Consider the following 24815-nt stretch of genomic DNA (forward strand, 5'->3'; position numbering starts at 1 on the left):
TCACTTAACTTTGATTACTGTCACTTCCGCTTTCCTTACAGAAGAGATTGTACATACTGTCTAATTTCTTGATCTACCTCTTGGATTACGCTTAAGCTAGGATGTTGGATGGTTTGATGAGTGCTTAATGCCTTCTCTATTAAGTCTTCAATTTGAAGGAAACGAATCTTCCCTTCTAAAAAGGCCGCTACTGCAGCTTCGTTTGCAGCATTTAAGACTGTTGGCATTGTTCCGCCTTCTTTACCAGCAATATAAGCAAAGTTCAAACAGCGAAATCTCTCAACATCCATTTCCTGAAAATGTAATCTCCCAATTTGTGCTAGATTCAAGCGATTTGCCGATGCAAGCGGCAAGCGATCAGGATAGGTGAGTGCATATTGAATAGGCACTCTCATATCTGGAGTTCCAAGCTGTGCAATAATACTTGAATCATGAAATTCCACCATTGAATGGATGATACTTTCCTTATGAAGGAGAACATCTATTTTATCATAAGGCATATCAAACAGCCAGTGTGCCTCAATGACTTCCAACCCTTTATTCATCATGGTAGCTGAATCTATTGTTATTTTTGCGCCCATTGACCAATTCGGGTGGTTTAATGCTTCTTGAACCGTTACATTTTCTAACTCATTTCTTGAACGGTCACGGAAACTACCACCTGATGCAGTAAGAATCAGTCTTTCAATATTTTTCGCCTTTTCCCCCTGTAGGGCTTGGAAAATCGCGGAATGTTCACTGTCAACCGGAAGAAGTGTTACATGATTTCGTTTGGCCGCATCAATTACTAAATGCCCCGCTGTAACAAGAGTTTCTTTATTTGCAATGGCAATGGTTTTTCCACATTCAATCGCTTGTAGAGTTGGATTTAAGCCAACACTCCCCAGCACTGCATTCACTAGAATATCCGCTTTTTCATATACTGCTGTTTCAATTAATCCCTCAGAACCAAACGTAAATTTGATATGTGGGAAATCTGTTTTTAATGTTATATAATCACTTTTGTTTTGTACAGAAACAAGCTCTGGCTGAAACTCACTTATCATTTTTCTTGCTAGTTCAATATTTTTTCCTATGGATAAGGCAGCAAGTTTAAATTCTGTTGGGTGCTCACGAATCACATCGAGGGTTTGAGTGCCAATCGACCCTGTAGCTCCCAATAAGCTAATTGTTTTCAATAATGTCAACTCCTAAAGATAAAACGCATGACCTAAGACCAAAGATGGAAAAAATGCAATAATGGCCAAACAAATAGTAGGCTATCAAACCGGTCAAGAATACCGCCATGTCCAGGTAATATATTTCCTGAGTCTTTCACATTAAAATGACGCTTAAATGCGGATTCAACCAAATCGCCAATTTGTCCAAAAACGGACAGGGCGACAGTTATTCCAATTAAAGATGCATGTATATCAGTAAATAAAACAAACAAAACAGCTACGATGACTGCACATAGGACACCGCCTATAGAGCCCTCCACCGTTTTATTAGGACTAATTTCTGGCCATAGCTTCCTCTTACCCAAAGATTTCCCAATAAAGTAGGCACCAGAATCAGTTGCCCAAATCATAAATAAGGAATACAAGATAAAAACAAGGCCACCCTCTTGTCTTGTCTCAAAGAAGAAGTAAAAACCAATTCCTACATATAGAGCAGAGAGTATGGAGAAGGATACATCTTCAAATGTAAACCGATTTTTCGTAATTACAGTATAGGTTAACAATAAAAGAATTAACGCAATTCCTATTTCTGTTTTTGAGTAATAAAAGGTTTGTATCACTTCGGAATATTCCTCTGGAAAGAGAAGAACCCAAAGAAACAAGACGGAAAGAAATCCGTGAACAGAAAAGATTGATAAATTCTTCATTTTTAACAACTCATACAAACCAATCGTCGCTAAAAAATAGGTTAATAATACAAGTGGAAACCCACCATAATAAACAATTGGTAAAAATAATGCCGCGGCAATGACTCCTGTAATAATTCTTTGCTTCATCTAATAGTTCAACACCTTTTAATCAAGTGACGGTTAAGAAATGCTATTTCTGCCAAGATCATCTCTCAACCCGCTTTTGCTGAAATTTCACCTCATAATACTCCGCCAAACCTTCGTTGTCTCTTCTGAAAGATCTCGATTGCTTCAAGTAAATGGTCTTCACTAAAATCAGGCCATAAAACATCTGTGAACCAAAACTCCGAGTAGGCCAATTGCCAAAGCATAAAATTACTTAATCGAATTTCTCCACTCGTTCTAATTAATAAGTCCGGATCATTAAATTCAGAGGTCATAAGATAGGAAGAAAACACATCTTCATTCAGATCGTTCTCATTCAGTATTCCATTTTTACTATCATTTAAGACCTGCTTGACTGCATCAATAATCTCAGCCCTGCTGCCATAGTTCAGCGCAAAGTTTAATACTAGTCCATTATTATCTTTCGTTTCTTCTATAGCTTTTTCAATTGCATGTAGTGTATGTACAGGAAGCTGATTTTTATATCCAATCATTTTGACTTGAACATTATTTTCAACCAGTTCAGGGAGAAATGTACCTAGAAATTCTTCTGGCAGACGCATGATATATTCCACTTCATTTTTAGGGCGTTTCCAGTTTTCAGTCGAAAAAGCATATAATGTAAGTGCCTTTATTCCAAGTTTATTTGCCAGCATAGTTGTTTTACGAACCACTTTCATCCCTTCATGATGACCAGCAATACGTGGCAAGGCCCTCTTCTTGGCCCAGCGCCCATTACCATCCATGATAATTGCTACATGCTCAGGTATTGGTTGTTTTTTTAATTCTTCAATTTTATCTCGGAGTGTGGAAGAGTGTTCTTGCTTCTTCCCAAGCCTAAATTTATTAAACATAGCATTGCTCCTCAATTAATTAATCATTGCCTCCGATTATATATGTAAAGGGTAAACAAGGTTACATGCTTTTATCATACCAAAAAAGCAAGAAGATATCTCTAATAAATAACTTATGTAAAATAAAAGGAATTAAGAATAATGTTCAGAAAACATTTTCGGGTTAGCCTATAAGATAAAAATACCCCTAAAATAGTGAAAAAAACCCCCTAAAAAAGAGGGTTCACTCTCACAAATTAAACTTCTAAGATTTCTTTTTCTTTGTCTTTCGTAATTTGGTCGATTTTTTGAATAAACTCATCTGTAAGTTTTTGGATGTCATCGGAATAGCCGCGAAGCGCATCTTCTGTAATTTCACCGTTCTTTTCAAGCTTCTTCAAGTCATCGTTTCCATCACGACGGATGTTACGAATAGCAACTTTTGCTTCTTCTGATTCTTTTTTCACAACTTTTACAAGCTCTTTACGGCGTTCTTCTGTAAGTTGTGGGATAGCAATACGAATAATTGAGCCATCATTTGATGGATTTAAACCTAAGTCAGATTTAAGGATTGCTTTTTCAATATCACCTAGAATTGATTTATCATAGGGTTGAATAACAAGTAGTCTAGCTTCTGGAGTAGAGATCCCAGCCATTTGGTTGACTGGTGTTGGTGCACCATAATAATCAACTGTAATTCGGTCAAGCAAGGAAGCACTTGCTCTTCCAGCACGTATGCTAGCTAGTTCACGACTATAAGATTGAATCGCTTTTGTCATTCGCTCCTTTGTAGCAGCAATAACTTGTTTTGGCATTTAATTTTTCCCCCTAACAACAGTTCCTATTTTTTCACCCAAAACGGCTTTTTTAATGTTGCCTTGTTCCATAATTGAGAAAACGATAAGTGGAATATCATTATCCATACATAAAGAAGAGGCCGTTGAATCCATAACTGCTAATCCTTCTTTTAATACATCCAGGAATGAAAGATCTTCATATTTAGTAGCATTTGCATCAATACGTGGGTCTGCTGAATACACACCATCAACATTATTTTTTGCCATTAAAATTACTTCAGCATCGATTTCTGCTGCTCTTAAGGCTGCAGTAGTATCTGTTGAAAAGTATGGGTTCCCTGTACCTGCTGCAAAAATAACTACACGTTTCTTTTCTAAATGTCTGATTGCACGACGTCTAATGTATGGTTCAGCAACCTGACGCATTTCAATGGAGGTCTGTACCCTTGACTCAACCCCTAAATTCTCCAAGCTGTCTTGCAGCGCTAAAGAGTTCATTACAGTCGCGAGCATACCCATATAATCAGCATTCGCTCGATCCATACCCATTTCACTGCCGATTTTTCCACGCCAAATGTTTCCGCCGCCTACGACAACAGCTACTTCTACTCCAAGTTCTGCTATTTCTTTTACTTGGATGGCAATTGATTTGATTACAGAAGGTTTAATACCAAAGCCAGAATCACCAGCAAGTGCTTCTCCGCTTAACTTTAAAACTACGCGTTTGTACTTAGGACCGTTCATATAAACCTCCGTATGTAATTTTGAAAGCACTAGCGCTACAGTCAGCGCTTTGCAAACAATATTTTTTTCTTGAAAAATAGGGAACACATTGTGTCCCCTATTCAAAAACTTATTTCAGTAACATTCCCTTAAAACTCATGTTTTTAAACAAGAGAATATTTGACTATTGTTTATTAACTTGGTTCATAACTTCTTCAGCGAAGTTATCTTCACGCTTCTCGATACCTTCTCCAACTTCGTAACGAACGAATTCACGAACAGTTGCGCCCTTTGATTCAACAAATTGACGAACCTTTTGGTCAGGGTTTTTAACGAAAGTTTGGTCAAGTACACAAACATCTTCAAAGTACTTTCCAAGACGGCCTTCAACCATTTTTGCAACGATTGCTTCAGGCTTTCCTTCGTTAAGAGCTTGTTGAGTTAATACTTGACGCTCACGCTCAACTTCTTCTTGTGAAACTTGGTCACGTGATACGTATTTTGGTCTTAATGCAGCTATGTGCATAGAAATATCTTTTGCAGCATCTGCATCAGTAGTACCTTCAAGAACTGTTAATACGCTGATACGGCCACCCATGTGTAGGTAAGCACCGAACGCATCATTATCAGTTTTAGAAACTACTGCAAAGCGACGAAGAGAAAGCTTTTCACCAATTTTAGCGATTGAAGAATTGATGTGGTCTGCAACAGTTGCACCGTTTTCCATTGTTTGAGCAGAAGCTTCTTCAACAGTTGCTGGTTTGTTTTTAAGAAGGTGTTCAGCAAGTTCCTTAACAAGTGCTTGGAACGCTTCATTTTTTGCAACGAAGTCTGTTTCAGAGTTAACTTCAAGAATAACAGCTTCATTACCATCAACAAGGATAGAAGTTAAACCTTCTGCAGCAATACGGTCTGCTTTGTTAGCAGCTTTTGCAATTCCTTTTTCACGTAAGAAATCAATTGCTTTTTCCATATCACCATTTGTTTCTGTTAACGCTTTTTTACAATCCATCATACCTGCGCCAGTTTTTTCACGTAGTTCTTTTACCATTTGAGCAGTAACTGCCATAATTAACTTCCTCCTTTAAATACTATGTACTATATTCATATCTTAGCCATTGTTAGCTAAGATAAACATTCTTTCACCACTGTACTTTTGTTCAATACAAAAATAGCGGGGGTTCTTTAAAAAAAGGTGATAAAGGGTGCTCCCTCTTATCACCTTTTTATTTTTTAGCACTTCAATTAATTAAGCAGTAACTTCTTCACCTTGTTTAGCTTCAAGGATAGCATCAGCCATTTTACCAGTTAAAAGCTTAACCGCACGAATCGCATCATCGTTTGCAGGAATAACAACGTCGATTTCGTCTGGATCACAGTTTGTATCAACAATACCTACGATAGGAATGTTTAATTTTTTAGCTTCAGCAACTGCGATACGCTCTTTACGAGGGTCGATGATGAATAGCGCATCAGGAAGCTGCTTCATATCTTTAATTCCGCCTAAGAACTTCTCAAGACGCTCTTGTTCTTTCTTTAATTGAACAACTTCTTTTTTAGGTAATACTTCGAAAGTACCGTCTTCAGACATTCTTTCAATATCTTTTAAGCGGCCAATACGCTTTTGGATTGTTTCAAAGTTTGTTAATGTACCACCTAACCAACGTTGGTTAACATAGTACATACCAGAACGAGCTGCTTCTTCTTTAACAGAATCTTGAGCTTGTTTCTTTGTACCAACAAATAGGATAGTACCGCCGTTACCAGCAAGGTCCTTTACCCAATTGTAAGCTTCTTCTACCTTCTTAACTGTTTTTTGAAGGTCGATGATGTAGATACCGTTACGCTCTGTGAAGATATATTTCTTCATCTTAGGGTTCCAACGGCGAGTTTGGTGTCCGAAGTGTACACCAGCTTCAAGCAATTGTTTCATTGAAATAACTGACATGTTTGTTTCCTCCTAATGGTTTGATTTCCTCCGCTCCTATCATCTTTAAACAGAAACTGTAATCAACAGCACCATCTGTTTAAATCAACGAGCGTGTGTATTAACACCATGAAATAATATAGCACATGTACAAATAACAATCAAGTTATACTTTTAAAAAAGTTTTTATGTTAGATTTCCGTTCCAGGCGCTTCGCTTTCCGCGGGCGGTCGGGGAGCCTCCTCGTCGCTTCGCTCCTGCGGGGTCTCCCCAGACACGCTTTTCCCGCAGGAGTCTTCGCGCCTGAAACGAAAATCAACATGGTGTCCATAAATACTAAGCTGTTACTATCACCAAAAAAAATCTCCAGGCGAACCTGGAGATTTTTTTTAGTTAGATCTTAATTTATCAAGTTCAACAAGGAACTTATCGTTTAAGACTTTGATATAAGTACCTTTCATACCAAGGGAACGAGATTCAATTACCCCTGCACTTTCAAGCTTTCTTAGAGCATTAACGATAACGGAACGTGTAATACCAACACGGTCAGCAATTTTCGATGCAACTAACAAGCCTTCGTGGCCATTAAGCTCTTCAAAGATATGTTCAATTGCTTCTAATTCACTATAAGATAAAGAACTGATTGCCATTTGAACAACTGCCTTGCTTCTTGCTTCTTCCTCGATCTCTTCTGATTTCTCACGTAAGATCTCCATACCTACTACAGTCGCTCCATATTCACCAAGGATTAGATCATCATCATGGAACTTCTCTTGCAATCTTGCAAGGATTAAAGTACCAAGACGTTCTCCTCCACCGATAATAGGAACGATTGTTGTTAAACCTTCACGGAATAAATCTCTATTTTCTACAGGGAAGGCTGTATATTGACTTTCAATATCCAGGTTTGAAGAAGTTTCTTGAATATTGAATAAGCCCTTTGTATACTCTTCAGGAAATTGACGATCCTCGAACATTTTCTTCATTCTCTCGTTTTCAATTTGTTGATAAATTGAAAATCCAAGAAGTTTTCCACGACGGCTTACAATGTAAACATTCGCTTCAATCGTTTCACTTAATGTCTCAGACATTTCCTTAAAGTTTACCGGTTTTCCTGCAGCTTTTTGTAATAACACGTTAATCCGTCTAGTTTTTGTAAGTAAATCCATCTGTTTCTTCCTCCTAATTGACTACAACCATTATAAAATTTTTAAATGTAACTATTTTGACGTAATAGGTATATAAAGAATGAGAATTTTGCCAAGCGACAAACTAGACATTCCTATAGAATAAATTGACTTAAGTCTTTGTTTTTGGAGATTGCTCCAAGTTTCTCATCAACATATTGTGGTGTGATGGTGATTTTCTCCATCGTGATATCAGGAGCTTCAAATGATAAATCTTCTAGAAGCTTTTCTAAGATGGTATGAAGTCGTCTCGCACCTATATTGTCGGTATTTTGATTCACATCATATGCTACTTCAGCAATTCTACGAATAGCATCGTCAGAAAATTCAATTTCTATACCTTCAGTTTCCAATAAAGCTTGATATTGCTTAATTAAAGCATTATCCGGCTCGATTAAAATCCTAAAGAAGTCATCTACAGTAAGCTTTGTTAGTTCCACACGAATTGGAAAACGTCCTTGTAGTTCAGGAATTAAATCGGACGGTTTAGCCATGTGAAAAGCCCCTGCAGCAATAAATAAGATATGATCCGTTTTAATAGATCCATATTTAGTTACCACTGTTGAACCTTCTACAACTGGAAGGATATCTCGTTGGACACCCTCGCGTGATACATCAGCTGATGAACCGCCTGAATTCTTGCTGGCTATTTTATCAATTTCATCGATAAAAATAATTCCCGTTTGTTCAGCACGATATATAGCCTCTGAAGTTACTTCATCCATATCGATAAGCTTGGAGGCTTCTTCACTGGTTAAAACCTTCCTTGCTTCTCTAACAGTAAGTTTTCTTTTCTTGCGTTTTTTTGGCATAAAGCTGCTAAGTGCATCCTGCATATTCATCCCCATTTGTTCAATGCCCGAACCTTGAAGCATATCAAACATAGAAGGTGCTTGTTCCTCTACTTCAACAGTAACCATTTCATCCTCTAATTGACCTAGAGCCAATTTCTCTTTGACGATTTTTCTTTTTTCATAAACAGAATAATCTTCTTGAGGTGCCTCTTGTTCAGAAGAGGAATTTCCTCCACCAAATAACATTTCTAGTGGATTTTTATAGCTCGTTGATTTTTTTGCTGATGGAACGAGTAAATCAACAAGCCTACTGTTAGCATTTTCTTCAGCACGCTCTTTCACACTTTGCATACGGTCTTCCTTAACTAAACGAACGGACGTTTCAGCTAAATCTCTTACCATTGATTCTACGTCACGGCCAACATAACCTACTTCAGTGAATTTTGTCGCTTCAACCTTAATAAACGGTGCACCAACAAGTTTTGCAATTCTCCGAGCAATTTCTGTTTTCCCAACTCCCGTTGGTCCGATCATTAAAATATTTTTAGGAATGACCTCATCCCGAAGCTTGTCGTTCAACAAACCTCTTCTATAGCGGTTTCTTAGTGCTACAGCAACTGCTTTCTTTGCATCTTTCTGTCCAATAATATATTGATCAAGTCTTTCGACGATTTGGCGTGGGGTTAAATTATTGGTATTAGCTTTTCCCATTCTTTAGTCTCCTTCCCGTTATAGCTCTTCAACAATAATATTGTGGTTCGTGTACACACATATTTCCGCAGCTATTTCTAAAGAAGCTTTCGCAATTTCCTTCGCAGTCAGATGATCACCCGCATATTTTTTGAGGGAACGCCCCGCTGCAAGTGCATAATTCCCACCTGAACCAATCGCAAGTATGCCATCATCTGGTTCTATGACTTCACCGGTACCGGATACTAATAATAAATTTTCACGGTCCATAACAATAAGCATGGCTTCAAGTTTTCTAAGAATTTTGTCACTTCGCCACTCTTTAGCTAGTTCAACTGACGCTCTTTGTAGGTTCCCGTTAAATTCTTCTAATTTGCCTTCAAATAACTCAAACAAGGTGAACGCATCAGCAACAGACCCAGCAAAACCTGCTAACACTCTACCATTAAATATCTTTCTAACTTTTTTTGCTGTGTGCTTCATCACTACTGCATTACCAAATGTTACTTGACCATCACCTGACATAGAGCACTCACCATTATGATGAATCGCAAAAATCGTTGTTGCATGAAATTGGTTCATTTAATTGACCTCCTATAGGAGTATTTTCCGTTTACAGACAATGAGTAAATTGTATGTATCCATTAAAAATCCATATGAAAAATATTATACATTTATGCCCTTGGATGATGGGCCATATACGTTTTCCTTAAGTGATCATTGGTTACATGTGTATACACCTGTGTTGAAGATAAGTAAGCATGCCCTAACAATTCTTGAACTGAACGTAAATCTGCACCATTATTGAGTAAGTGCGTGGCAAAGGAGTGCCGTAACTTATGTGGATGAATACTTGAATCTAAAGCAGATTTTTCAATCATTCGATTCAATATTTTTCTTGTACCTCTAGTTGTTAATGGACCACCACGGTTATTAACAAATAAAGTCTCAATAGATTGCTTATCGGCTATTAGCTTTTTTCTGCCATCGTTTATGTATAATTCTAATGCAGCTTTTGCTTGGCTTCCGAAAGGTACATACCGTTCTTTGTTCCCTTTTCCATGAATCAGAATTGTTGATAGGTAAAAATCAAGATCTTTTAAACTAATTTGACAGCACTCACTTACACGTATTCCTGTCCCATATAATAGTTCAAGTATAGCTTTGTTCCGTTGACCCAGGGGTGTAATAGTTTCACACGAATCAAATAACAGTGTAAGTTCATTTTCATAAAAGAACTGTGGTAACCGTTTTTCAAGCTTTGGTATTGTTAGTAGCAAAATTGGATTGCTTTCTACATACTTTTCCCGAAGCAAAAATTTATAGAAACTTCTTAATGCAGATATTTTTTTGGCAACCGTTTTTCTTGAAAGCTTTTTTTCATATAATCTGGTAAGGTAAAGTCTGGCATCATGATATTGAACCATTTCGACTTGATTTATGGCTTGCTCAGTCATGAACGTAAAGAAATCACTGATATCATGTTGATAATGTTCAATTGTATATTTTGAGTAATTACGTTCCATTTGTAAATACTCCAGAAATAACTTTAAGAAAACATTCACATTTGTCACAAAATTCACCTCACAAGGGCTACTAAATCGTAACATACTTCCATAGCCCTTGCAATAAATTTTACAAAACTTTCACAAAGTTCTGAATTGTGTCAAGCGCTCGATTGGCATGTTCTAAATTTCTTTCCTGTTTACCCTTAATTTTAACTGGGAGTTCAGGAAATAGGCCAAAATTAGCATTCATAGGCTGAAAGTTTTTTGCATTTGCAGTAGTAATATAACGAGCCATACTTCCAATTGCTGTTTCAGCAGGAAATTCAACGGTTTCCATTCCCTGCACTAGCCTTGCAGCATTAATTCCAGCAATCAGGCCACTCGCCGCTGATTCCACATAACCCTCCACACCAGTCATTTGTCCAGCAAAAAATAAATCTTCTCTATTCCGGAATTGATAAGTTGCCTTTAGTACTTTTGGGGAGTTAATAAAGGTGTTTCTGTGCATAACACCATAACGAATAATCTCAGCATTTTCAAGACCCGGTATTAACTGAATAACTTCCTTTTGTGCTCCCCACTTTAAATGTGTCTGAAAACCGACAATATTAAACAATGTTCCAGCTGCATCGTCTTGACGAAGTTGCACCACTGCATATGGTCTTTTTCCTGTTTTTGGATCTTCTAGTCCAACTGGTTTTAATGGACCGAAAAGCATTGTCTTTTTTCCTCTTGCTCCCATAACTTCTATAGGCATACAGCCTTCAAAAAATATCTCTTTTTCGAATTCTTTTAAAGGTACAGTTTCCGCAGAAATAAGTGCTTCATAAAAACGATTAAATTCTTCTTCCGTCATGGGACAATTAAGATAGGCTGCTTCACCCTTATCATACCGTGACTTCAAATAAACTTTGTCCATGTTAATGCTTTCTTTTTCAAGGATTGGAGCTGCTGCATCATAAAAATAAAGATATTCCTCACCCGTAAGGTTCTTTAATTCTGCCGAAAGGTCTGCACTCGTTAGAGGGCCCGTGGCAATAACCGTTGGACCTTCAGGGATTTCAGTTACCTCTTCATTTACTACCGTTACATTTTCATGATTCTTGACTAACTCCGTTACCTTAGCAGCAAATTCATGGCGATCAACCGCTAAAGCTCCACCCGCTGGAACGGAACAAGCATCTGCTGCTGCAATGATGACAGAATCAAGCTTTCGCATTTCTTCTTTAAGCACACCTACTGCATTGGTTAATGTATTAGCTCGTAGTGAATTACTACAAACCAATTCAGCAAATTTATCTGTATGGTGGGCAGGAGTCTGTTTTACAGGACGCATTTCGTAAAGACGGACCTTTACACCACGTTTAGCTATTTGCCAAGCTGCTTCACTTCCTGCTAAGCCAGCACCAACAACATTTATTGTTAAATCCTTCATCTATAAACCTCCTGATAAACTACCTATTACATTTATACCCAATTTTTAAAGAGAAAAAGCATATACAATTACCTTTCCCTCATTCAAGTCCATCTTGCATTGTACTATACGAATTAAAAACAAAAAAGTTTTTTATTTCACAAATAAAAAAAAGAGTGGAGATTTCCCACCCATTTAACTCTGTTGCTCTTCCTTATAGTCACATTCCGTACATTGTACCTGTACACCTTTTTTCAATTTCTTTTCTACAAGCAAGCCCTCACATTTTGGACAAGGTCTTGGTAGCGGCTTATCCCAAGAGATGAATTCACATTCTGGGTATCTGGTACAACCGTAAAAAATTCTCTTTTTCTTACTCTTTCGTTCAACAACCTGACCTTCCTTACAGCTAGGACAATTCATCCCAATTTCTTTTACTATTGGTTTGGTGTTTCGACAATCAGGAAAATTACTGCATGCCATAAATTTTCCATAGCGTCCCATTTTAAACACCATTGGGCTTCCACAGTTTTCACAATCTTCGCCTGCAGGCTCATCTTTGATTTCTACAGACTGCATCTCTTTTTCGGCTATTTTTAAATGGATTTCAAAGTCTTTGTAAAACTCATCAATTATTTGAACCCAACGAACCTTACCATCTTCTATATTATCCAGGCCTTGTTCCATTTTAGCAGTAAATTCCACATTTAATATATCTGGGAAAAACTCGACCATTAACTCATGAACAATTTCACCAAGTTCCGTTGGAACAAATCGCTTATTGTCCAAGGCAACATAGCCGCGTTTTTGAATTGTATCAAGTGTAGGTGCATATGTAGACGGGCGGCCAATACCCAGTTCTTCTAGCGTTTTCACCAATCTCGCCTCGGTGTATCTTGGTGGTGGCTGTGTGAAATGCTGCTTAGGTTCGATGTCTTTTTTAATGACTTCATCCCCTTCTTTTAAATCTGGCAGCATTTTATCTGGGCCATCTACCTGATCGTCCGATCCTTCTACATACACCTTCATGAAACCAGGAAACTTGATCTTCGAACCAGTTGCACGGAATATCACATTTCCATTTTGCAAATCTACACTCATCGTATCCATTACCGCCTGTGCCATTTGGCTTGCTAAGAAGCGCTCCCAAATTAATTTATAGAGGCGGAATTGATCTCGAGAAAGAAATTCTTTGACACTGTTCGGATCCCTTAATGTGCTTGTCGGACGAATAGCTTCGTGGGCATCTTGAGCATTCGACTGCTTCTTCTCTTTCCTCTGATCGTCTTTTAAAAAGCTTTCACCAAACTCAGCTTTAATATAATTAGCTGCTTCTGTTTGAGCCACTTCGGAAATTCTTGTTGAATCTGTTCTCATATAGGTAATGAGTCCAACTGTCCCTTCCTTCCCAAGCTCAATACCTTCGTATAGCTGCTGTGCAAGCATCATGGTTTTCTTTGCACGGAAATTAAGTTTCCTTGCTGCTTCTTGTTGTAAAGAAGACGTAATGAAAGGTGGTGCCGGATTTCTTCTTCTTTCCTTTTTAGTGACTGAGACAACTTTAAACTTGTTATCAGCTAATTGCTTCAATACAGCTTGAACATCTTGCTCTGAGGCTAGCGCCGTTTTTTCTCTTCCAACAAGGGAATGAAATGACGCACTAAAGTGGTCTTTTCCTTTTAAAAATTCACCTTCAATTGTCCAATATTCTTCAGGAGTAAACGCTTTAATTTCATTTTCCCTATCAATAATCAGACGGACTGCCACTGATTGAACTCGTCCTGCACTCAATCCTTTTTTTACTTTCTTCCATAAAAGCGGGCTGATATTGTAGCCTACAAGCCGGTCTAAAACCCTTCGTGCTTGCTGTGCATCAACGAGGTCCATATTAATCGGACGTGGATGTTTAAAAGATTCCTTGATTGCTTCTTTTGTAATTTCATTAAAAACCACACGACAATCTGAGTGAATATCTACATCCAGACTGTGAGCCAAATGCCAAGCAATTGCTTCCCCTTCGCGATCGGGGTCGGCTGCAAGAAAGACTTTTTTCGCTTTTTTGGCTGCCGTTTTTAATTCCTTCAATACAGGACCCTTGCCTCGGATGGTGATATACTTAGGTTCAAATCCATTTTCTGGGCCGACCCCCATTTGGCTTCTTGGTAAGTCTCGTACATGTCCCATGGATGCTTTTACTTTATATTTATTTCCTAAATAACGTTCAATCGTTTTTGCTTTTGCAGGTGATTCTACAATTACTAGAAAGTCTGCCATCCGATATCCTCCTTAAGAGGGAAAGTGTGAAAGCGCCTTGAAAATGGCATAAGCCTGTTTCTATGGTGCTTACTATTTGAGAAGTTTTCCTAAATTCTAGTTAAGAACAAGAACCGGAGAAAATACTTTACAAAACTGCCCTATCCCAATAATGATCAATTTATAAGTTAATTTTAATAGTATTTTATGTTTAGTCATTTTTTCGAACTTCTGTTGGAAAATGTATAACATATTAGAAATTATTGCAACCTTTTTTAGCTAATTTCTCCATTTTATCGAAAAAAACCTGCAAAAACGCTACTTTTATTCCCAATATTCCCTATTAACCTAGAGTTTTATCTAATTTCCTCTAAAATATCCCCAGCACAAGTCACAAGTTTTGCTCCTTGTTGGATAAGTTCGTTAGCTCCAGCTGAATACGGATTATAAATACTCCCTGGCAATGAAAATACATCTCGACCTTCATTTACTGCATAATTCGCTGTGATGAGTGATCCGCTTTTTCTTTTTGCTTCTATAATAAATGTACCTCTGGATAGACCGCTAATAATTCGATTCCGAAATGGGAAATGCCATCGTAGTGGTTTTGTATCTGGGGGGTATTCAGAGACAATCAACTGTGTATTCATCATCTCTAAAGCAAGGTTCAAATTTTCTTTTGGGTATATATGATAGATGCCTCCTGCAATAACAGCTATTGTTTTTCCTCCATTGTTCATAGCAATTTCATGTGCTAATGCATCAATTCCTTTTGCTAAGCCGCTTACAATAAGTACGCCGTTATCAATAAGCTCCGGGAAGATGGATTTTATTGCATTTCTACCATATTGAGTAGCCTGACGTGAACCCACTACAGCAAGTTTAGGTTCGTGATTTAATAAGGATATATCCCCTTTAGCAAATAGTGCCCATGGAGGCTGATAAATTTCTTTTAAATAATGGGGGTATTCTTTATCGAAAATAGTGATAACTGCAATATCATTGGTTTTGTATTGGCGGATTTGATCATGGATGACTTCGAATGGAAGTGGAAGATTAGTTGATTTAGGAGCAAGATTTTCACGGGTAAGAGATGGAAAATTGAAGCTTTGTTGTGTTGAGAATGTTTGTATTTGAGAGAGGTTGTTTAGGGTGGGATCTTTTTTTAGGATTTGTAGAATTGTGGTCCACGAGAGATTTGGATAATGAAGCAAATGAATCAATTTCTCTTTAAAGTCGTCCATATAACACATTCCTCCAATAATAATTTTATTAAAAGAAGAAATAGCCCCTCATAAGCGAGAGACTATTTCTGTTTAATCTGATGATGTGTAAATTAGTGATTAGTGGGTCTTACACTTTTCGTATAAGCCTTCTTCTTTTAATACCTCAATTAGTGTTTCACCCATTACAGATGGAGTATCAGCTACTTTAATTCCACATTCGTTCATAACACGGATTTTTTCGTCAGCTGTACCTTTTCCGCCTGAAATAATCGCACCAGCATGGCCCATACGCTTTCCAGGAGGTGCAGTACGTCCACCAATGAAGCCAACAACAGGTTTAGTCATGTTAGCCTTAACCCATTCAGCGGCTTCTTCTTCTGCCGTACCACCGATTTCACCAATCATGATAACTGCATATGTTTCAGGATCTTCATTGAATGCTTTTAAAACATCGATGAAGTTAGTTCCGTTAACAGGGTCGCCACCAATACCTACAGCAGTTGTTTGACCAATACCTGCTTGAGTTAATTGGTGTACAGCTTCATAAGTTAGCGTTCCAGAGCGGGATACAACACCCACATGGCCTTTAGTATGAATGTAACCAGGCATGATACCGATTTTACATTCGTCAGCAGTGATAACGCCTGGACAGTTTGGACCAACTAAACGAGTCTTCTTACCTTCCATATAACGCTTCACTTTAACCATATCCAATACTGGAATATGTTCAGTAATACAAATAACAAGATCTAATTCTGCATCAACTGCTTCGATAATGGAATCTGCAGCAAATGGTGCTGGTACATAGATAACAGAAGCATTTGCCCCAGTAGTTTCAACTGCTTCTCGAACAGTGTTAAATACTGGTACTCCTTCTACCTCTTGACCACCTTTACCAGGAGAGGTACCACCAACAATTTGTGTACCATATTCAAGCATTTGTTTTGTATGAAAACGGGCTGTTCCACCAGTAATTCCTTGAACAATAACCTTCGTATCTTTATTAATAAAAACGCTCACGTTAATTCCCCTTTCTAAAGATCCTATTTCACCAATTCAACGATTTTTTGTGCACCGTCAGCCATGGATTCAGCAGCAGTAATGTTAAGTCCGGATTCAGCTAAAATTTGCTTTCCTAAGTCAACATTTGTTCCCTCTAAGCGAACAACAAGTGGAATACTTAATCCTACTTGCTTTGCTGCTTCTACAACACCCTCAGCTATGACATCACACTTCATGATTCCGCCGAAGATATTTACAAAAATACCTTTTACGTTTGGATCTGAAAGGATAATTTTAAATGCTTCTGTAACTTTCTCTGCTGTAGCACCGCCCCCAACATCAAGGAAGTTAGCAGGGTCGCCGCCATAATGTTTAACAATATCCATTGTTGCCATTGCTAAGCCAGCACCGTTAACCATACAGCCGATATTGCCATCAAGTGCAATATAGCTTAGGTCGTATTTAGAAGCTTCGATTTCTTTTGGATCTTCTTCTTCAAGATCACGATATGCAAGAACGTCTTTTTGACGATATAATGCATTGGAATCAAAGTTTAATTTAGCATCCAATGCCATTACTTTTCCGTCGCCCGTAACAACTAGCGGGTTAATTTCAGCAATTGAACAGTCCTTTTCGATATAAGCATTATATAAGCCCATCATGAACTTAACTGCTTGATTCACTAATTCATTCGGAATATTGATATTGAAAGCGATTCGGCGTGCCTGGAATGGCTGTAAGCCAATCACTGGATCAATTTCTTCTTTGAAGATTTTCTCTGGAGTCTTTTCTGCTACTTCTTCGATTTCTGTTCCGCCTTCTTCAGAAGCCATTAATACTACGTGTGAAGTAGCACGGTCTAGAACTAATCCAACATAGTATTCCTTCTTGATATCGCAGCCCTCTTCGATTAACAGACGCTTTACTTCTTTACCCTCTGGACCAGTTTGGTGTGTTACCAATGTTTTTCCGAGGATCTCCTGCGCATATGTACGAACCTCATCAAGGTTTTTCGCAACTTTAACACCGCCAGCTTTCCCCCGTCCGCCAGCATGAATTTGTGCTTTAACTACACAAACCTGTGTGCCTAGTTCTTTTGCCGCTTCAACTGCTTCTTCAACAGTGAATGCAACTTTACCGTTTGGAACCGCTACCCCGTACTTTCTGAGGATCTCTTTCCCTTGATACTCATGGATATTCATTTCCTCATCCTCCTATATCATACTCTTCTAAAAATTGACTCCGTTTTCATTTTATATAATGACACATACCTTGTCCACCATTAAGCAAAAAATTATATTCATTTTAAAAAATTCAGAAAAACATCAGAATATATCTAGTAAATATTAAGAAATTTCAATAGTAAATGTTACCATATTTATTTTTTAAAATAATAAAAAAACAGGCAGGTGCCTGTTTACTTTTGTTGTGCAACGTAATCCTTTACTGGCGCAAAGCTTTTTCTATGATACGGAGTAATCCCATGCAGTTGAATGGCTTGAATATGCTCTTTTGTACCGTACCCCATATTTTGCTGAAAGCCATATGCTGGATAGCTTAACGAAATTTCTTTCATTAACTCATCTCTTGCTACCTTTGCCACGATGGATGCAGCTGCTATCGATATACTTCTGGCATCCCCTTTAACAATTGACTCTGAAGGATATGGAGTGTCTAGTTTCATGGCATCAATTAATAAAAAATCCGGCTTCGGATTTAGACCAGCTACCGCTGCATACATTGCTTTTTTGGTCGCTTCATAGATATTAATTTCATCAATATCAGCTGCATTAATCATTGAAATACTGAATGCAAGCGCTTCACTTCTAATCATTTTATCGTATTCTTGTCGTTTTTTTTCAGAAAGCTTTTTAGAGTCATCAATTCCGGCTAAGAAGAAATTTTCAGGTAAGATGACAGCAGCAGCAACAACGGGTCCAGCAAGCGGTCCTCTTCCAACTTCATCAATTCCTGCAATTAATTGAAAACCTTCCTCTCGATATTTCCGCTCGAATTGATTCATTTCAATAAATTTTTCTTTGAGCAATCTTTCTTGCTCTCTTTGTCTACGCCACTTTTGAATGCACTGATGAACACCTTTTCGCTCATCTTTCTGAATTTCAATTATGAATGGATCGTCTTCACTTACAATAGTTGAAAGATAAGCCTCGATTTCGGCAATCGATTGTTTCTTCATCCTTTTCACCCGAACTTATTTTTTTTCGAAAAATTAAGGCCCCCTAACGGAGAGCCTCTTTGTTATTCTATATTTTCTTCTACTTTTAGAAAATCCTCTGGTCGTTCCAAGGTAAGTCGTCCGAATTTTTCAGATCTAATTTCCCTTATTACTAACTCTGCCACTTTATCGTAGTCGACCATTCCACCGCCCATTAGACAGCCTCTTAGCTTACCAATATGGTCAAATAGTGCAACAAGGTCTTCTGGTATTTCTGAAAGCTTATACCGCTCTTGTAAGCGTTCTGGATACGCACGTTCTAAGAACCTTAAAGTATAAACAGTCAAATCTTGCAGGTTTAATAAAGTATCTTTAATTGCACCGGTAATGGCCAACTTCATGCCAACTTCTTGGTCTTCAAATTTCGGCCATAAAATACCTGGTGTATCCAGTAATTCCAATTCTTTACCTACTTTAATCCACTGCTGAGATTTTGTCACTCCAGGAGTATTTCCTGTCTTAGCTATATTTTTTTTAGCTAATCGGTTGATAAGCGTGGATTTTCCGGCATTTGGAATACCAACGATCATCGCACGTATCGCTCTCGGTCTAACTCCTTTTGCTCTCATTCGGTCAAATTTCTCTTTAAGGATTTCATTTGCCGCTTGGACGATTTGTTTCATCCCTTCTCCAGCTTGAGAATTAATTGCTAGAGCCCTAATTCCCTTCTCTGCAAAAGAGGAAATCCATTCCTTCGTTGCTGCCGGATCAGCCATGTCTGCCTTATTAAGTAAGACCAGCCTTGGCTTATGTTGGATGATTTCATCAATCATTGGATTTCTTGAAGAATACGGGATCCTTGCATCGACCAATTCAAAAATAATATCAACTAATTTTAACTTTTCTGTGACCTCTCTGCGAGCCTTGGCCATATGACCAGGAAACCACTGGATCGTCAAAGCAGCCACCCCCTAAACTATAACTATTTCACTGTAACAATATGTGCATCATTTAAAGGCCAGTAAACAATACTTGTCTTACCAATCACCTTACTCAATGGAACCGATCCAATATGCCTTGAGTCTTTACTGAAGCGTCGATTATCTCCCATAACAAACAATTCCCCTTTAGGAACTGTTTTTTGGCCGACTGGAGTTTCTTCAAGTGTGAACGAGTCCGTTAATGGACCATCCTGTACTTGTTTCTTATATTCGTCCAAATATGGTTCTTTATACGCTTTTCCATTTACATATAAAGTATCATTCTTATACTCAACTGTATCTCCCGGCAGGCCAATTACACGCTTTATGTAATCTTTCTTCTCTGGGGCATGAAAAACGATGATATCGAATCGCTTGGGTTCCCCAATGTCATAACTAAATTTATTAACAATCATTCGATCCTGATCCTTCAATGTAGGCATCATCGATAGGCCATCCACTACAATTGGAGCAAAAAGGAAATACCTAATTACTGCAGCTAAGGCCACAGCAATTAACAAGGCCTTTGTCCATTCCCATAGCTCATTTTTCTTTTTTGTCATACAATCCCCACCAATCAGTAATAAAAAAATGTTTTATAAAGCCTATTTTACATAACTTAAACATATTTAACACGATGGGATCACAATTTTTATCAAACTTTAATAATTCGTTTATAAATCAGTAACAATCAAGAAAAAAATGCTCAGATTGAACTGATTTGTATAAAAAAAGAGCCTGCTCACAAGCAAGCTCTTTTCTTTTCTTATTATCGAATCTCTTTAATTCTTGCTTTCTTACCGCGAAGGTTACGCAAGTAGTAAAGCTTAGCACGGCGAACTTTACCGCGGCGAATAACTTCAAGCTTCGCAATTTTTGGTGTGTGTACTGGGAAAGTACGCTCAACGCCTACTCCGTAAGAAACTTTACGAACTGTGAAAGTTTCGCTAATTCCACCACCACGACGCTTAATCACTACACCTTCGAATAACTGAATACGCTCGCGAGTACCCTCGATAACTTTAACGTGTACACGTACAGTGTCACCAGGACGGAACGCAGGTAGATCAGAACGAAGTTGTTCTTTTGTGATTTCTTCGATTAATTTATGCATCGTTTTCAACTCCTTCCAACAGATGCTCATGCACATCATTTTCCTTATAGCTTGCAGCGGAACATCGTTATAAGACCGCAATCTGATAGGTATCAGTTTAAGTCACAAGAAATATCATATCATATTTGCTGTAACCTCGCAATACTACTCGTATTCTTTTTTTACTTCGTTTAACCATTTTTCCTGCTCTGGTGTGAGCTCAATTTGCTCAAGCAAATCAGGCCTTCTTAAAAGAGTTCGTCTTAAGGCTTCTTTGTTTCTCCATTCCTCGATTAACTTATGATTTCCTGAAAGTAACACTTCAGGTACCTTTAAACCACGGAAATCGGCCGGTCTGGTATAGTGAGGGTGTTCAAGTAACCCGGTGCTGAATGAATCCTTCATATGAGATTCTTGATTCCCTAGCACTTCCGGCAATAGACGGACCACACTATCAACAATGACCATCGCGCCAAGCTCACCGCCCGTTAAGACGTAATCACCTATTGAGATTTCATCTGTTACAATATTTTCGCGAATTCTTTCGTCATAACCCTCATAATGACCACAAATAAAAATTAGATGTTCTTCATTGGATAATTCCTCCGCTTTTCGCTGGGAATAGCGTTCACCTTGCGGGCAAAGGAGTATTACTCGAGGATTTTTACTATTCGCTTTTTCTTTGAGACCTGATACCGCATCAAAGATTGGCTGGGGCTTTAAAACCATACCAGCTCCACCGCCATATGGATAATCATCGACAGTTGAGTGCTTATTATCCGCGAAATCCCGAAAATTCACTACATTGTAGTTAACAGCGGATTTCTCGGCAGCTTTTTGCAGAATGGATTGTCCTAGTACCCCGGTGAACATCTCCGGAAATAAAGTGAGAATATCAATTTGCATCATGAAAGTAGGCCTTCCATCGGATCAATTAATATGACTTTTTCTTTTACATCCACTTTCTTCACAACTTCATGGATATAAGGAATTAGAACATCTTTCCCGCCCTTTCCTTTCACAACCCACACGTCATTTGCACCTGGAGATAATATTTCCGTTACTTTACCAATTTCTTCTCCCTTAGTGGTTGCAACGAGACAACCAATAATTTCGTGATAATAAAATTCATCTTCCTCAAGCGCCTCTAGCTGTGATTCTGGTACTTTTAAGATCCCATCTCTAAATTTTTCCACTTCATTGATATTATAGTAGCCTTCAAATGTTAGTAGGTTAAAATTTTTATGTGTCCGGTGGCTTTTCACAGTTAGTTCAATCGGAGTGTTTGAATTAGGCATAAACAAATATAATACATTGCCCACCTTGTACCGTTTTTCAGGAAAATCAGTTTTTGAGATTACTCTCACTTCGCCTTTTATGCCCTGAGTATTAACAATCTTCCCAACATTAAACCATTTTTCCATATGTTCACCTTCTATCTAATTTCCTTTATGATACCGTCTTTAATGATAATGCAAGGTTGTCCAAGTGCAGCTTCCCAAGCGTCTCCAACGTTTACTTCTTTAAGTGCCTGAACTTCCTTCTCTTTTATTTCACTACCTAGTGGTAGGATATGTAATTGTTCCATTTGAAACTCAAGAAGCTTGATTTTTTCCTTGCGCATTTGAATTTCTTTTTGAAAGTGCTTTTTTAAAGCTTCAGGAGAAAAAGTTTTTGTTTTTTCTAATCGCTTTAGCTCAAAATGAAGCTGATCGCATTCCTTTTGTAATTGCAGCCTATTTCCCTGATACTTTTCTGAGAGCTTTTTCTTGCTACTTTCAGTGAGAACCTGCTTAACCACAACAGTTTGAATGATTTGCATAGAATTGCCTCCTTCAAGCTTCCGATGTCGTCTGCCTTTATACAAGGCGCTTCCGCTTTTCATTTGTCTAGCTCCAGCGTCTAGCCCCTCGGGTCAAATAACCTTCGGCAAGAAAAGTCAAAGTGCGGACTTTTCTCACCGAAGAACATTTACCTGTCGGGGCTGAACGAGGCGCTTCCGCCTTTCGGATAGCAAAAAAGGGAGGAATGAATCCCTCCCTTTATCTAGATGCAAAAAGCTATTCACCAATTTCTAGAAAAATTTTCTTCTGTTGTGATGATCCTGCTGCATAAACAACAGTCCTAATGGCCTTTGCAACACGCCCTTGTTTTCCAATCACTTTTCCCATATCAGTTTTGTTAACTGTAAGCTGATATGTTATGCGACTGTCATCTTCCATCACGTCAACTTGGACATCTTCAGGAAAATCAACAAGAGGCTTAACAATCGATTCGATTAATTGTTTCATATTAACCTTCGATTACTTGTTTAATTTTGCATTATGGAATTTTTCCATGATGCCTTGGTTTGAGAAAAGGTTACGAACTGTATCAGATGGTTTCGCACCGTCTTTCAACCACTTAAGAGCTAATTCTTCATTGATTTGAACTGAAGCAGGTTGAGCAACCGGATTGTAAGTTCCTACTACTTCAATGTAACGTCCGTCACGAGGAGAACGAGAATCTGCTACAACAATACGATAGAAAGGAGTTTTCTTTGCTCCCATACGCTTTAAACGAATTTTAACTGCCATTTTAAATAAGCACCTCCGAATAGTTTCACACAAGATAGTATAATATCAATTCTTTTATAGTTTGTAAAGTGTTTTTTCTTTACATACATTATTACCATATTTTACATAAATCAAACCTTGAAGTTAGAACAGTGTCTAGCTCCAGTGCCTAGGGGCTCGGGTCAAATAACCTTCGGCATTAAAAGTCAAAAACCGGACTTTTTATGCCGAAGAACATTTGCCTGTCGCCCCTGAACAAGGCACTTCCGCTTTTTGATTTAAAACGGTTTAAACGGAAACTTAAATCCGCCTTTTTTCTTGCCTTTTTGCTGCATGCCTGACATTTGCTTCATCATTTTTTTCATATCTTCAAATTGCTTTAATAAACGATTTATTTCTGTGACAGGGCGTCCACTACCTTTAGCAATCCTCCGTTTGCGGTTTGCATTCAGTATTTCCGGATTGTTCTTTTCTGCCTTAGTCATTGATTGAATAATCGCTTCCACATGAGCAATTTGTTTTTCATCGATCTGAATATTATTCAAACCTTTGATTTTATTAGCACCAGGCATCATTTTAAGCAATTCATCCAAGGGTCCTAGATTTCGAACCTGACCTAGCTGTTCCAAGAAATCTTCAAGGGTAAACGAAGCTGTACGCATTTTTTGTTCTAACTCTTTAGCTTTTTGTTCATCCACATTTGCTTGAGCTTTTTCAATCAGCGTCAGTACATCACCCATGCCTAAAATTCTAGAAGCCATTCGTTCTGGATGAAACGGCTCTAAAGCATCCATTTTCTCGCCAAGACCGACAAATTTAATAGGTGTTTGTGTGACAGCACGAATAGAAAGTGCGGCACCACCCCTCGTGTCACCATCAAGCTTTGTTAATACAACCCCGGTAAGACCAAGCTGTTCGTTAAAGCTTTGAGCCACATTGACGGCATCTTGACCTGTCATGGCATCAACTACTAAGAAGATTTCATCAGGCTTCGTTAGCTCTTTAATATCTTTCAGCTCGTCCATTAATGCTTCATCCACATGGAGTCGACCTGCAGTATCAATAAGAACGTAATCATGATGTTCTTCTTTCGCTTTTGCAATCGCCTGCCTTGCAATTTCAACTGGACTTACTTGATCGCCAAGTGAAAAAACAGGCATATCTAATTGTTTGCCCAGCGTTTGGAGCTGCTTAATCGCCGCAGGTCTGTAAATATCGGCTGCTACGAGCAATGGTTTTCGATTGTACTTCTTTCGAAGTAGAAGAGCTAGCTTCCCAGAAGTAGTTGTCTTACCCGCACCCTGCAACCCAACCATCATTATAACTGTAGGTGGACGGTTGGATGCAGCAATCTTACTCTGCTCTCCACCCATTAAGGCTGTTAATTCTTCGTTAACGATTTTGATAATCTGCTGTCCTGGAGTTAAACTTTTCAGAACTTCCTGGCCAACAGACCGTTCACTTACTTTTTTAACAAAGTCTTTAACGACCTTAAAGTTTACGTCTGCTTCTAATAATGCGAGACGAACTTCACGCATCATTTCTTTTACATCCGCTTCAGAGACCTTCCCTTTTCCACGGATCTTTTGGATCGTATTCTGCAGTCGGTCGGCTAATCCTTCAAATGCCATTCATGCCGCCTC

Annotated in this window: 26 protein-coding genes; all 26 read right to left on the reverse strand. The window is 38.3% G+C overall.

What is annotated here, in order from left to right; genetic code table 11:
- Positions 1–35: 35 nt before the first annotated feature.
- The 26 genes from dxr to ffh all read right to left on the reverse strand — a co-directional run bounded on the left by dxr (position 36) and on the right by ffh (position 24803).
- Positions 36–1178 (reverse strand): 1-deoxy-D-xylulose-5-phosphate reductoisomerase, encoded by a 1143-nt coding sequence (gene dxr / locus AA0X95_RS21130; protein WP_413301296.1) that lies wholly within the window; start codon positions 1176–1178, stop codon positions 36–38.
- Between the two features lie 32 nt (positions 1179–1210).
- Positions 1211–1996: a phosphatidate cytidylyltransferase gene (locus tag AA0X95_RS21135; protein WP_413301298.1), complete on the reverse strand. Its 786-nt coding sequence runs from the start codon at positions 1994–1996 to the stop codon at positions 1211–1213.
- A gap of 92 nt (positions 1997–2088) precedes the next feature.
- Positions 2089–2868, reverse strand: coding sequence for an isoprenyl transferase (locus AA0X95_RS21140; RefSeq protein ID WP_413301300.1), 780 nt, complete (start codon positions 2866–2868; stop codon positions 2089–2091).
- A 236-nt stretch (positions 2869–3104) separates the two neighbouring features.
- The gene (frr, locus tag AA0X95_RS21145; protein WP_413301302.1) at positions 3105–3662 is read right to left on the reverse strand and encodes a ribosome recycling factor; all 558 of its coding nucleotides are present in this window, start codon (positions 3660–3662) and stop codon (positions 3105–3107) included.
- A complete protein-coding gene (pyrH, locus tag AA0X95_RS21150; protein ID WP_413301304.1) occupies positions 3663–4388 on the reverse strand; it encodes a UMP kinase in 726 nt (241 codons plus the stop codon). It abuts the gene before it with no gap.
- A 163-nt stretch (positions 4389–4551) separates the two neighbouring features.
- Positions 4552–5436 carry a translation elongation factor Ts gene (tsf, locus tag AA0X95_RS21155; RefSeq protein ID WP_413301306.1) on the reverse strand — a complete coding sequence of 295 codons (885 nt, stop codon included), beginning with the start codon at positions 5434–5436 and terminating at the stop codon, positions 4552–4554.
- Positions 5437–5616: 180 nt separating this feature from the next.
- Entirely contained in the window at positions 5617–6315 is a 699-nt protein-coding gene (rpsB, locus tag AA0X95_RS21160) for a 30S ribosomal protein S2 (RefSeq protein WP_308080180.1), read from the reverse strand.
- 368 nt (positions 6316–6683) lie between these two features.
- Positions 6684–7463 carry a GTP-sensing pleiotropic transcriptional regulator CodY gene (gene codY, locus AA0X95_RS21165; RefSeq protein ID WP_307288895.1) on the reverse strand — a complete coding sequence of 260 codons (780 nt, stop codon included), beginning with the start codon at positions 7461–7463 and terminating at the stop codon, positions 6684–6686.
- Between the two features lie 113 nt (positions 7464–7576).
- Positions 7577–8986 (reverse strand): HslU--HslV peptidase ATPase subunit, encoded by a 1410-nt coding sequence (hslU, locus tag AA0X95_RS21170; RefSeq protein WP_413301308.1) that lies wholly within the window; start codon positions 8984–8986, stop codon positions 7577–7579.
- Positions 8987–9004: 18 nt separating this feature from the next.
- Positions 9005–9547, reverse strand: a complete 543-nt coding sequence (gene hslV / locus AA0X95_RS21175) for an ATP-dependent protease subunit HslV (protein ID WP_413301310.1) — start codon at positions 9545–9547, stop codon at positions 9005–9007.
- Between the two features lie 92 nt (positions 9548–9639).
- Positions 9640–10575 (reverse strand): tyrosine recombinase XerC, encoded by a 936-nt coding sequence (xerC, locus tag AA0X95_RS21180; RefSeq protein WP_413301312.1) that lies wholly within the window; start codon positions 10573–10575, stop codon positions 9640–9642.
- A gap of 25 nt (positions 10576–10600) precedes the next feature.
- Positions 10601–11908, reverse strand: a complete 1308-nt coding sequence (trmFO, locus tag AA0X95_RS21185) for an FADH(2)-oxidizing methylenetetrahydrofolate--tRNA-(uracil(54)-C(5))-methyltransferase TrmFO (protein ID WP_413301314.1) — start codon at positions 11906–11908, stop codon at positions 10601–10603.
- 174 nt (positions 11909–12082) lie between these two features.
- The gene (gene topA, locus AA0X95_RS21190) at positions 12083–14161 is read right to left on the reverse strand and encodes a type I DNA topoisomerase (RefSeq protein WP_413301316.1); all 2079 of its coding nucleotides are present in this window, start codon (positions 14159–14161) and stop codon (positions 12083–12085) included.
- A 335-nt stretch (positions 14162–14496) separates the two neighbouring features.
- Entirely contained in the window at positions 14497–15384 is an 888-nt protein-coding gene (gene dprA / locus AA0X95_RS21195; protein WP_413301318.1) for a DNA-processing protein DprA, read from the reverse strand.
- 99 nt (positions 15385–15483) lie between these two features.
- Positions 15484–16386: a succinate--CoA ligase subunit alpha gene (gene sucD, locus AA0X95_RS21200; protein ID WP_413301320.1), complete on the reverse strand. Its 903-nt coding sequence runs from the start codon at positions 16384–16386 to the stop codon at positions 15484–15486.
- A gap of 23 nt (positions 16387–16409) precedes the next feature.
- The gene (gene sucC, locus AA0X95_RS21205; protein WP_413301322.1) at positions 16410–17570 is read right to left on the reverse strand and encodes an ADP-forming succinate--CoA ligase subunit beta; all 1161 of its coding nucleotides are present in this window, start codon (positions 17568–17570) and stop codon (positions 16410–16412) included.
- Positions 17571–17785: 215 nt separating this feature from the next.
- A complete protein-coding gene (locus AA0X95_RS21210) occupies positions 17786–18565 on the reverse strand; it encodes a ribonuclease HII (protein ID WP_413301324.1) in 780 nt (259 codons plus the stop codon).
- 62 nt (positions 18566–18627) lie between these two features.
- On the reverse strand, positions 18628–19503 hold the full coding sequence (gene ylqF / locus AA0X95_RS21215) for a ribosome biogenesis GTPase YlqF (protein WP_413301326.1): 876 nt from the start codon (positions 19501–19503) through the stop codon (positions 18628–18630).
- A gap of 23 nt (positions 19504–19526) precedes the next feature.
- Positions 19527–20087, reverse strand: a complete 561-nt coding sequence (gene lepB, locus AA0X95_RS21220) for a signal peptidase I (RefSeq protein ID WP_413301328.1) — start codon at positions 20085–20087, stop codon at positions 19527–19529.
- Between the two features lie 206 nt (positions 20088–20293).
- Positions 20294–20638: a 50S ribosomal protein L19 gene (rplS, locus tag AA0X95_RS21225; RefSeq protein ID WP_235743156.1), complete on the reverse strand. Its 345-nt coding sequence runs from the start codon at positions 20636–20638 to the stop codon at positions 20294–20296.
- A 144-nt stretch (positions 20639–20782) separates the two neighbouring features.
- Positions 20783–21526 (reverse strand): tRNA (guanosine(37)-N1)-methyltransferase TrmD, encoded by a 744-nt coding sequence (gene trmD, locus AA0X95_RS21230; protein WP_413301330.1) that lies wholly within the window; start codon positions 21524–21526, stop codon positions 20783–20785.
- A complete protein-coding gene (gene rimM / locus AA0X95_RS21235) occupies positions 21523–22041 on the reverse strand; it encodes a ribosome maturation factor RimM (RefSeq protein WP_413301332.1) in 519 nt (172 codons plus the stop codon). Before rimM ends, trmD begins: the two co-directional genes overlap by 4 nt.
- An 11-nt stretch (positions 22042–22052) precedes the next feature.
- Positions 22053–22439, reverse strand: a complete 387-nt coding sequence (locus AA0X95_RS21240) for a YlqD family protein (protein WP_413301334.1) — start codon at positions 22437–22439, stop codon at positions 22053–22055.
- A gap of 238 nt (positions 22440–22677) precedes the next feature.
- Positions 22678–22908: a KH domain-containing protein gene (locus AA0X95_RS21245; RefSeq protein WP_413301336.1), complete on the reverse strand. Its 231-nt coding sequence runs from the start codon at positions 22906–22908 to the stop codon at positions 22678–22680.
- A 12-nt stretch (positions 22909–22920) separates the two neighbouring features.
- Entirely contained in the window at positions 22921–23193 is a 273-nt protein-coding gene (gene rpsP, locus AA0X95_RS21250; protein WP_307288925.1) for a 30S ribosomal protein S16, read from the reverse strand.
- A 257-nt stretch (positions 23194–23450) separates the two neighbouring features.
- Complete coding sequence (ffh, locus tag AA0X95_RS21255; protein WP_413301338.1) at positions 23451–24803, reverse strand: signal recognition particle protein; 1353 nt, start codon at positions 24801–24803, stop codon at positions 23451–23453.
- Positions 24804–24815 lie beyond the last annotated feature (12 nt).

It is taken from the genome of Neobacillus phoenicis, from assembly GCF_047302305.1.
Taxonomy (GTDB): Bacteria; Bacillota; Bacilli; order Bacillales; family Cytobacillaceae; genus Neobacillus.

What these genes read in the sequence shown, in the direction of transcription:
- pyrH (WP_413301304.1), bottom strand. Translation starts at nt 4,388, where the DNA reads ATGAACGGTCCTAAGTACAAACGCGTAGTTTTAAAGTTAAGCGGAGAA.
- AA0X95_RS21210 (WP_413301324.1), bottom strand. Translation starts at nt 18,565, where the DNA reads ATGAAGAAACAATCGATTGCCGAAATCGAGGCTTATCTTTCAACTATT.
- hslV (WP_413301310.1), bottom strand. Translation starts at nt 9,547, where the DNA reads ATGAACCAATTTCATGCAACAACGATTTTTGCGATTCATCATAATGGT.
- AA0X95_RS21245 (WP_413301336.1), bottom strand. Translation starts at nt 22,908, where the DNA reads ATGAAACAATTAATCGAATCGATTGTTAAGCCTCTTGTTGATTTTCCT.
- xerC (WP_413301312.1), bottom strand. Translation starts at nt 10,575, where the DNA reads ATGTTACGATTTAGTAGCCCTTGTGAGGTGAATTTTGTGACAAATGTG.
- codY (WP_307288895.1), bottom strand. Translation starts at nt 7,463, where the DNA reads ATGGATTTACTTACAAAAACTAGACGGATTAACGTGTTATTACAAAAA.
- dprA (WP_413301318.1), bottom strand. Translation starts at nt 15,384, where the DNA reads ATGGACGACTTTAAAGAGAAATTGATTCATTTGCTTCATTATCCAAAT.
- tsf (WP_413301306.1), bottom strand. Translation starts at nt 5,436, where the DNA reads ATGGCAGTTACTGCTCAAATGGTAAAAGAACTACGTGAAAAAACTGGC.
- topA (WP_413301316.1), bottom strand. Translation starts at nt 14,161, where the DNA reads ATGGCAGACTTTCTAGTAATTGTAGAATCACCTGCAAAAGCAAAAACG.
- rpsB (WP_308080180.1), bottom strand. Translation starts at nt 6,315, where the DNA reads ATGTCAGTTATTTCAATGAAACAATTGCTTGAAGCTGGTGTACACTTC.
- frr (WP_413301302.1), bottom strand. Translation starts at nt 3,662, where the DNA reads ATGCCAAAACAAGTTATTGCTGCTACAAAGGAGCGAATGACAAAAGCG.
- AA0X95_RS21140 (WP_413301300.1), bottom strand. Translation starts at nt 2,868, where the DNA reads ATGTTTAATAAATTTAGGCTTGGGAAGAAGCAAGAACACTCTTCCACA.
- trmD (WP_413301330.1), bottom strand. Translation starts at nt 21,526, where the DNA reads ATGATGCAAATTGATATTCTCACTTTATTTCCGGAGATGTTCACCGGG.
- trmFO (WP_413301314.1), bottom strand. Translation starts at nt 11,908, where the DNA reads ATGAAGGATTTAACAATAAATGTTGTTGGTGCTGGCTTAGCAGGAAGT.
- rimM (WP_413301332.1), bottom strand. Translation starts at nt 22,041, where the DNA reads ATGGAAAAATGGTTTAATGTTGGGAAGATTGTTAATACTCAGGGCATA.
- lepB (WP_413301328.1), bottom strand. Translation starts at nt 20,087, where the DNA reads ATGACAAAAAAGAAAAATGAGCTATGGGAATGGACAAAGGCCTTGTTA.
- AA0X95_RS21135 (WP_413301298.1), bottom strand. Translation starts at nt 1,996, where the DNA reads ATGAAGCAAAGAATTATTACAGGAGTCATTGCCGCGGCATTATTTTTA.
- AA0X95_RS21240 (WP_413301334.1), bottom strand. Translation starts at nt 22,439, where the DNA reads ATGCAAATCATTCAAACTGTTGTGGTTAAGCAGGTTCTCACTGAAAGT.
- ffh (WP_413301338.1), bottom strand. Translation starts at nt 24,803, where the DNA reads ATGGCATTTGAAGGATTAGCCGACCGACTGCAGAATACGATCCAAAAG.
- hslU (WP_413301308.1), bottom strand. Translation starts at nt 8,986, where the DNA reads ATGGGAAAAGCTAATACCAATAATTTAACCCCACGCCAAATCGTCGAA.
- sucC (WP_413301322.1), bottom strand. Translation starts at nt 17,570, where the DNA reads ATGAATATCCATGAGTATCAAGGGAAAGAGATCCTCAGAAAGTACGGG.
- rpsP (WP_307288925.1), bottom strand. Translation starts at nt 23,193, where the DNA reads ATGGCAGTTAAAATTCGTTTAAAGCGTATGGGAGCAAAGAAAACTCCT.
- rplS (WP_235743156.1), bottom strand. Translation starts at nt 20,638, where the DNA reads ATGCATAAATTAATCGAAGAAATCACAAAAGAACAACTTCGTTCTGAT.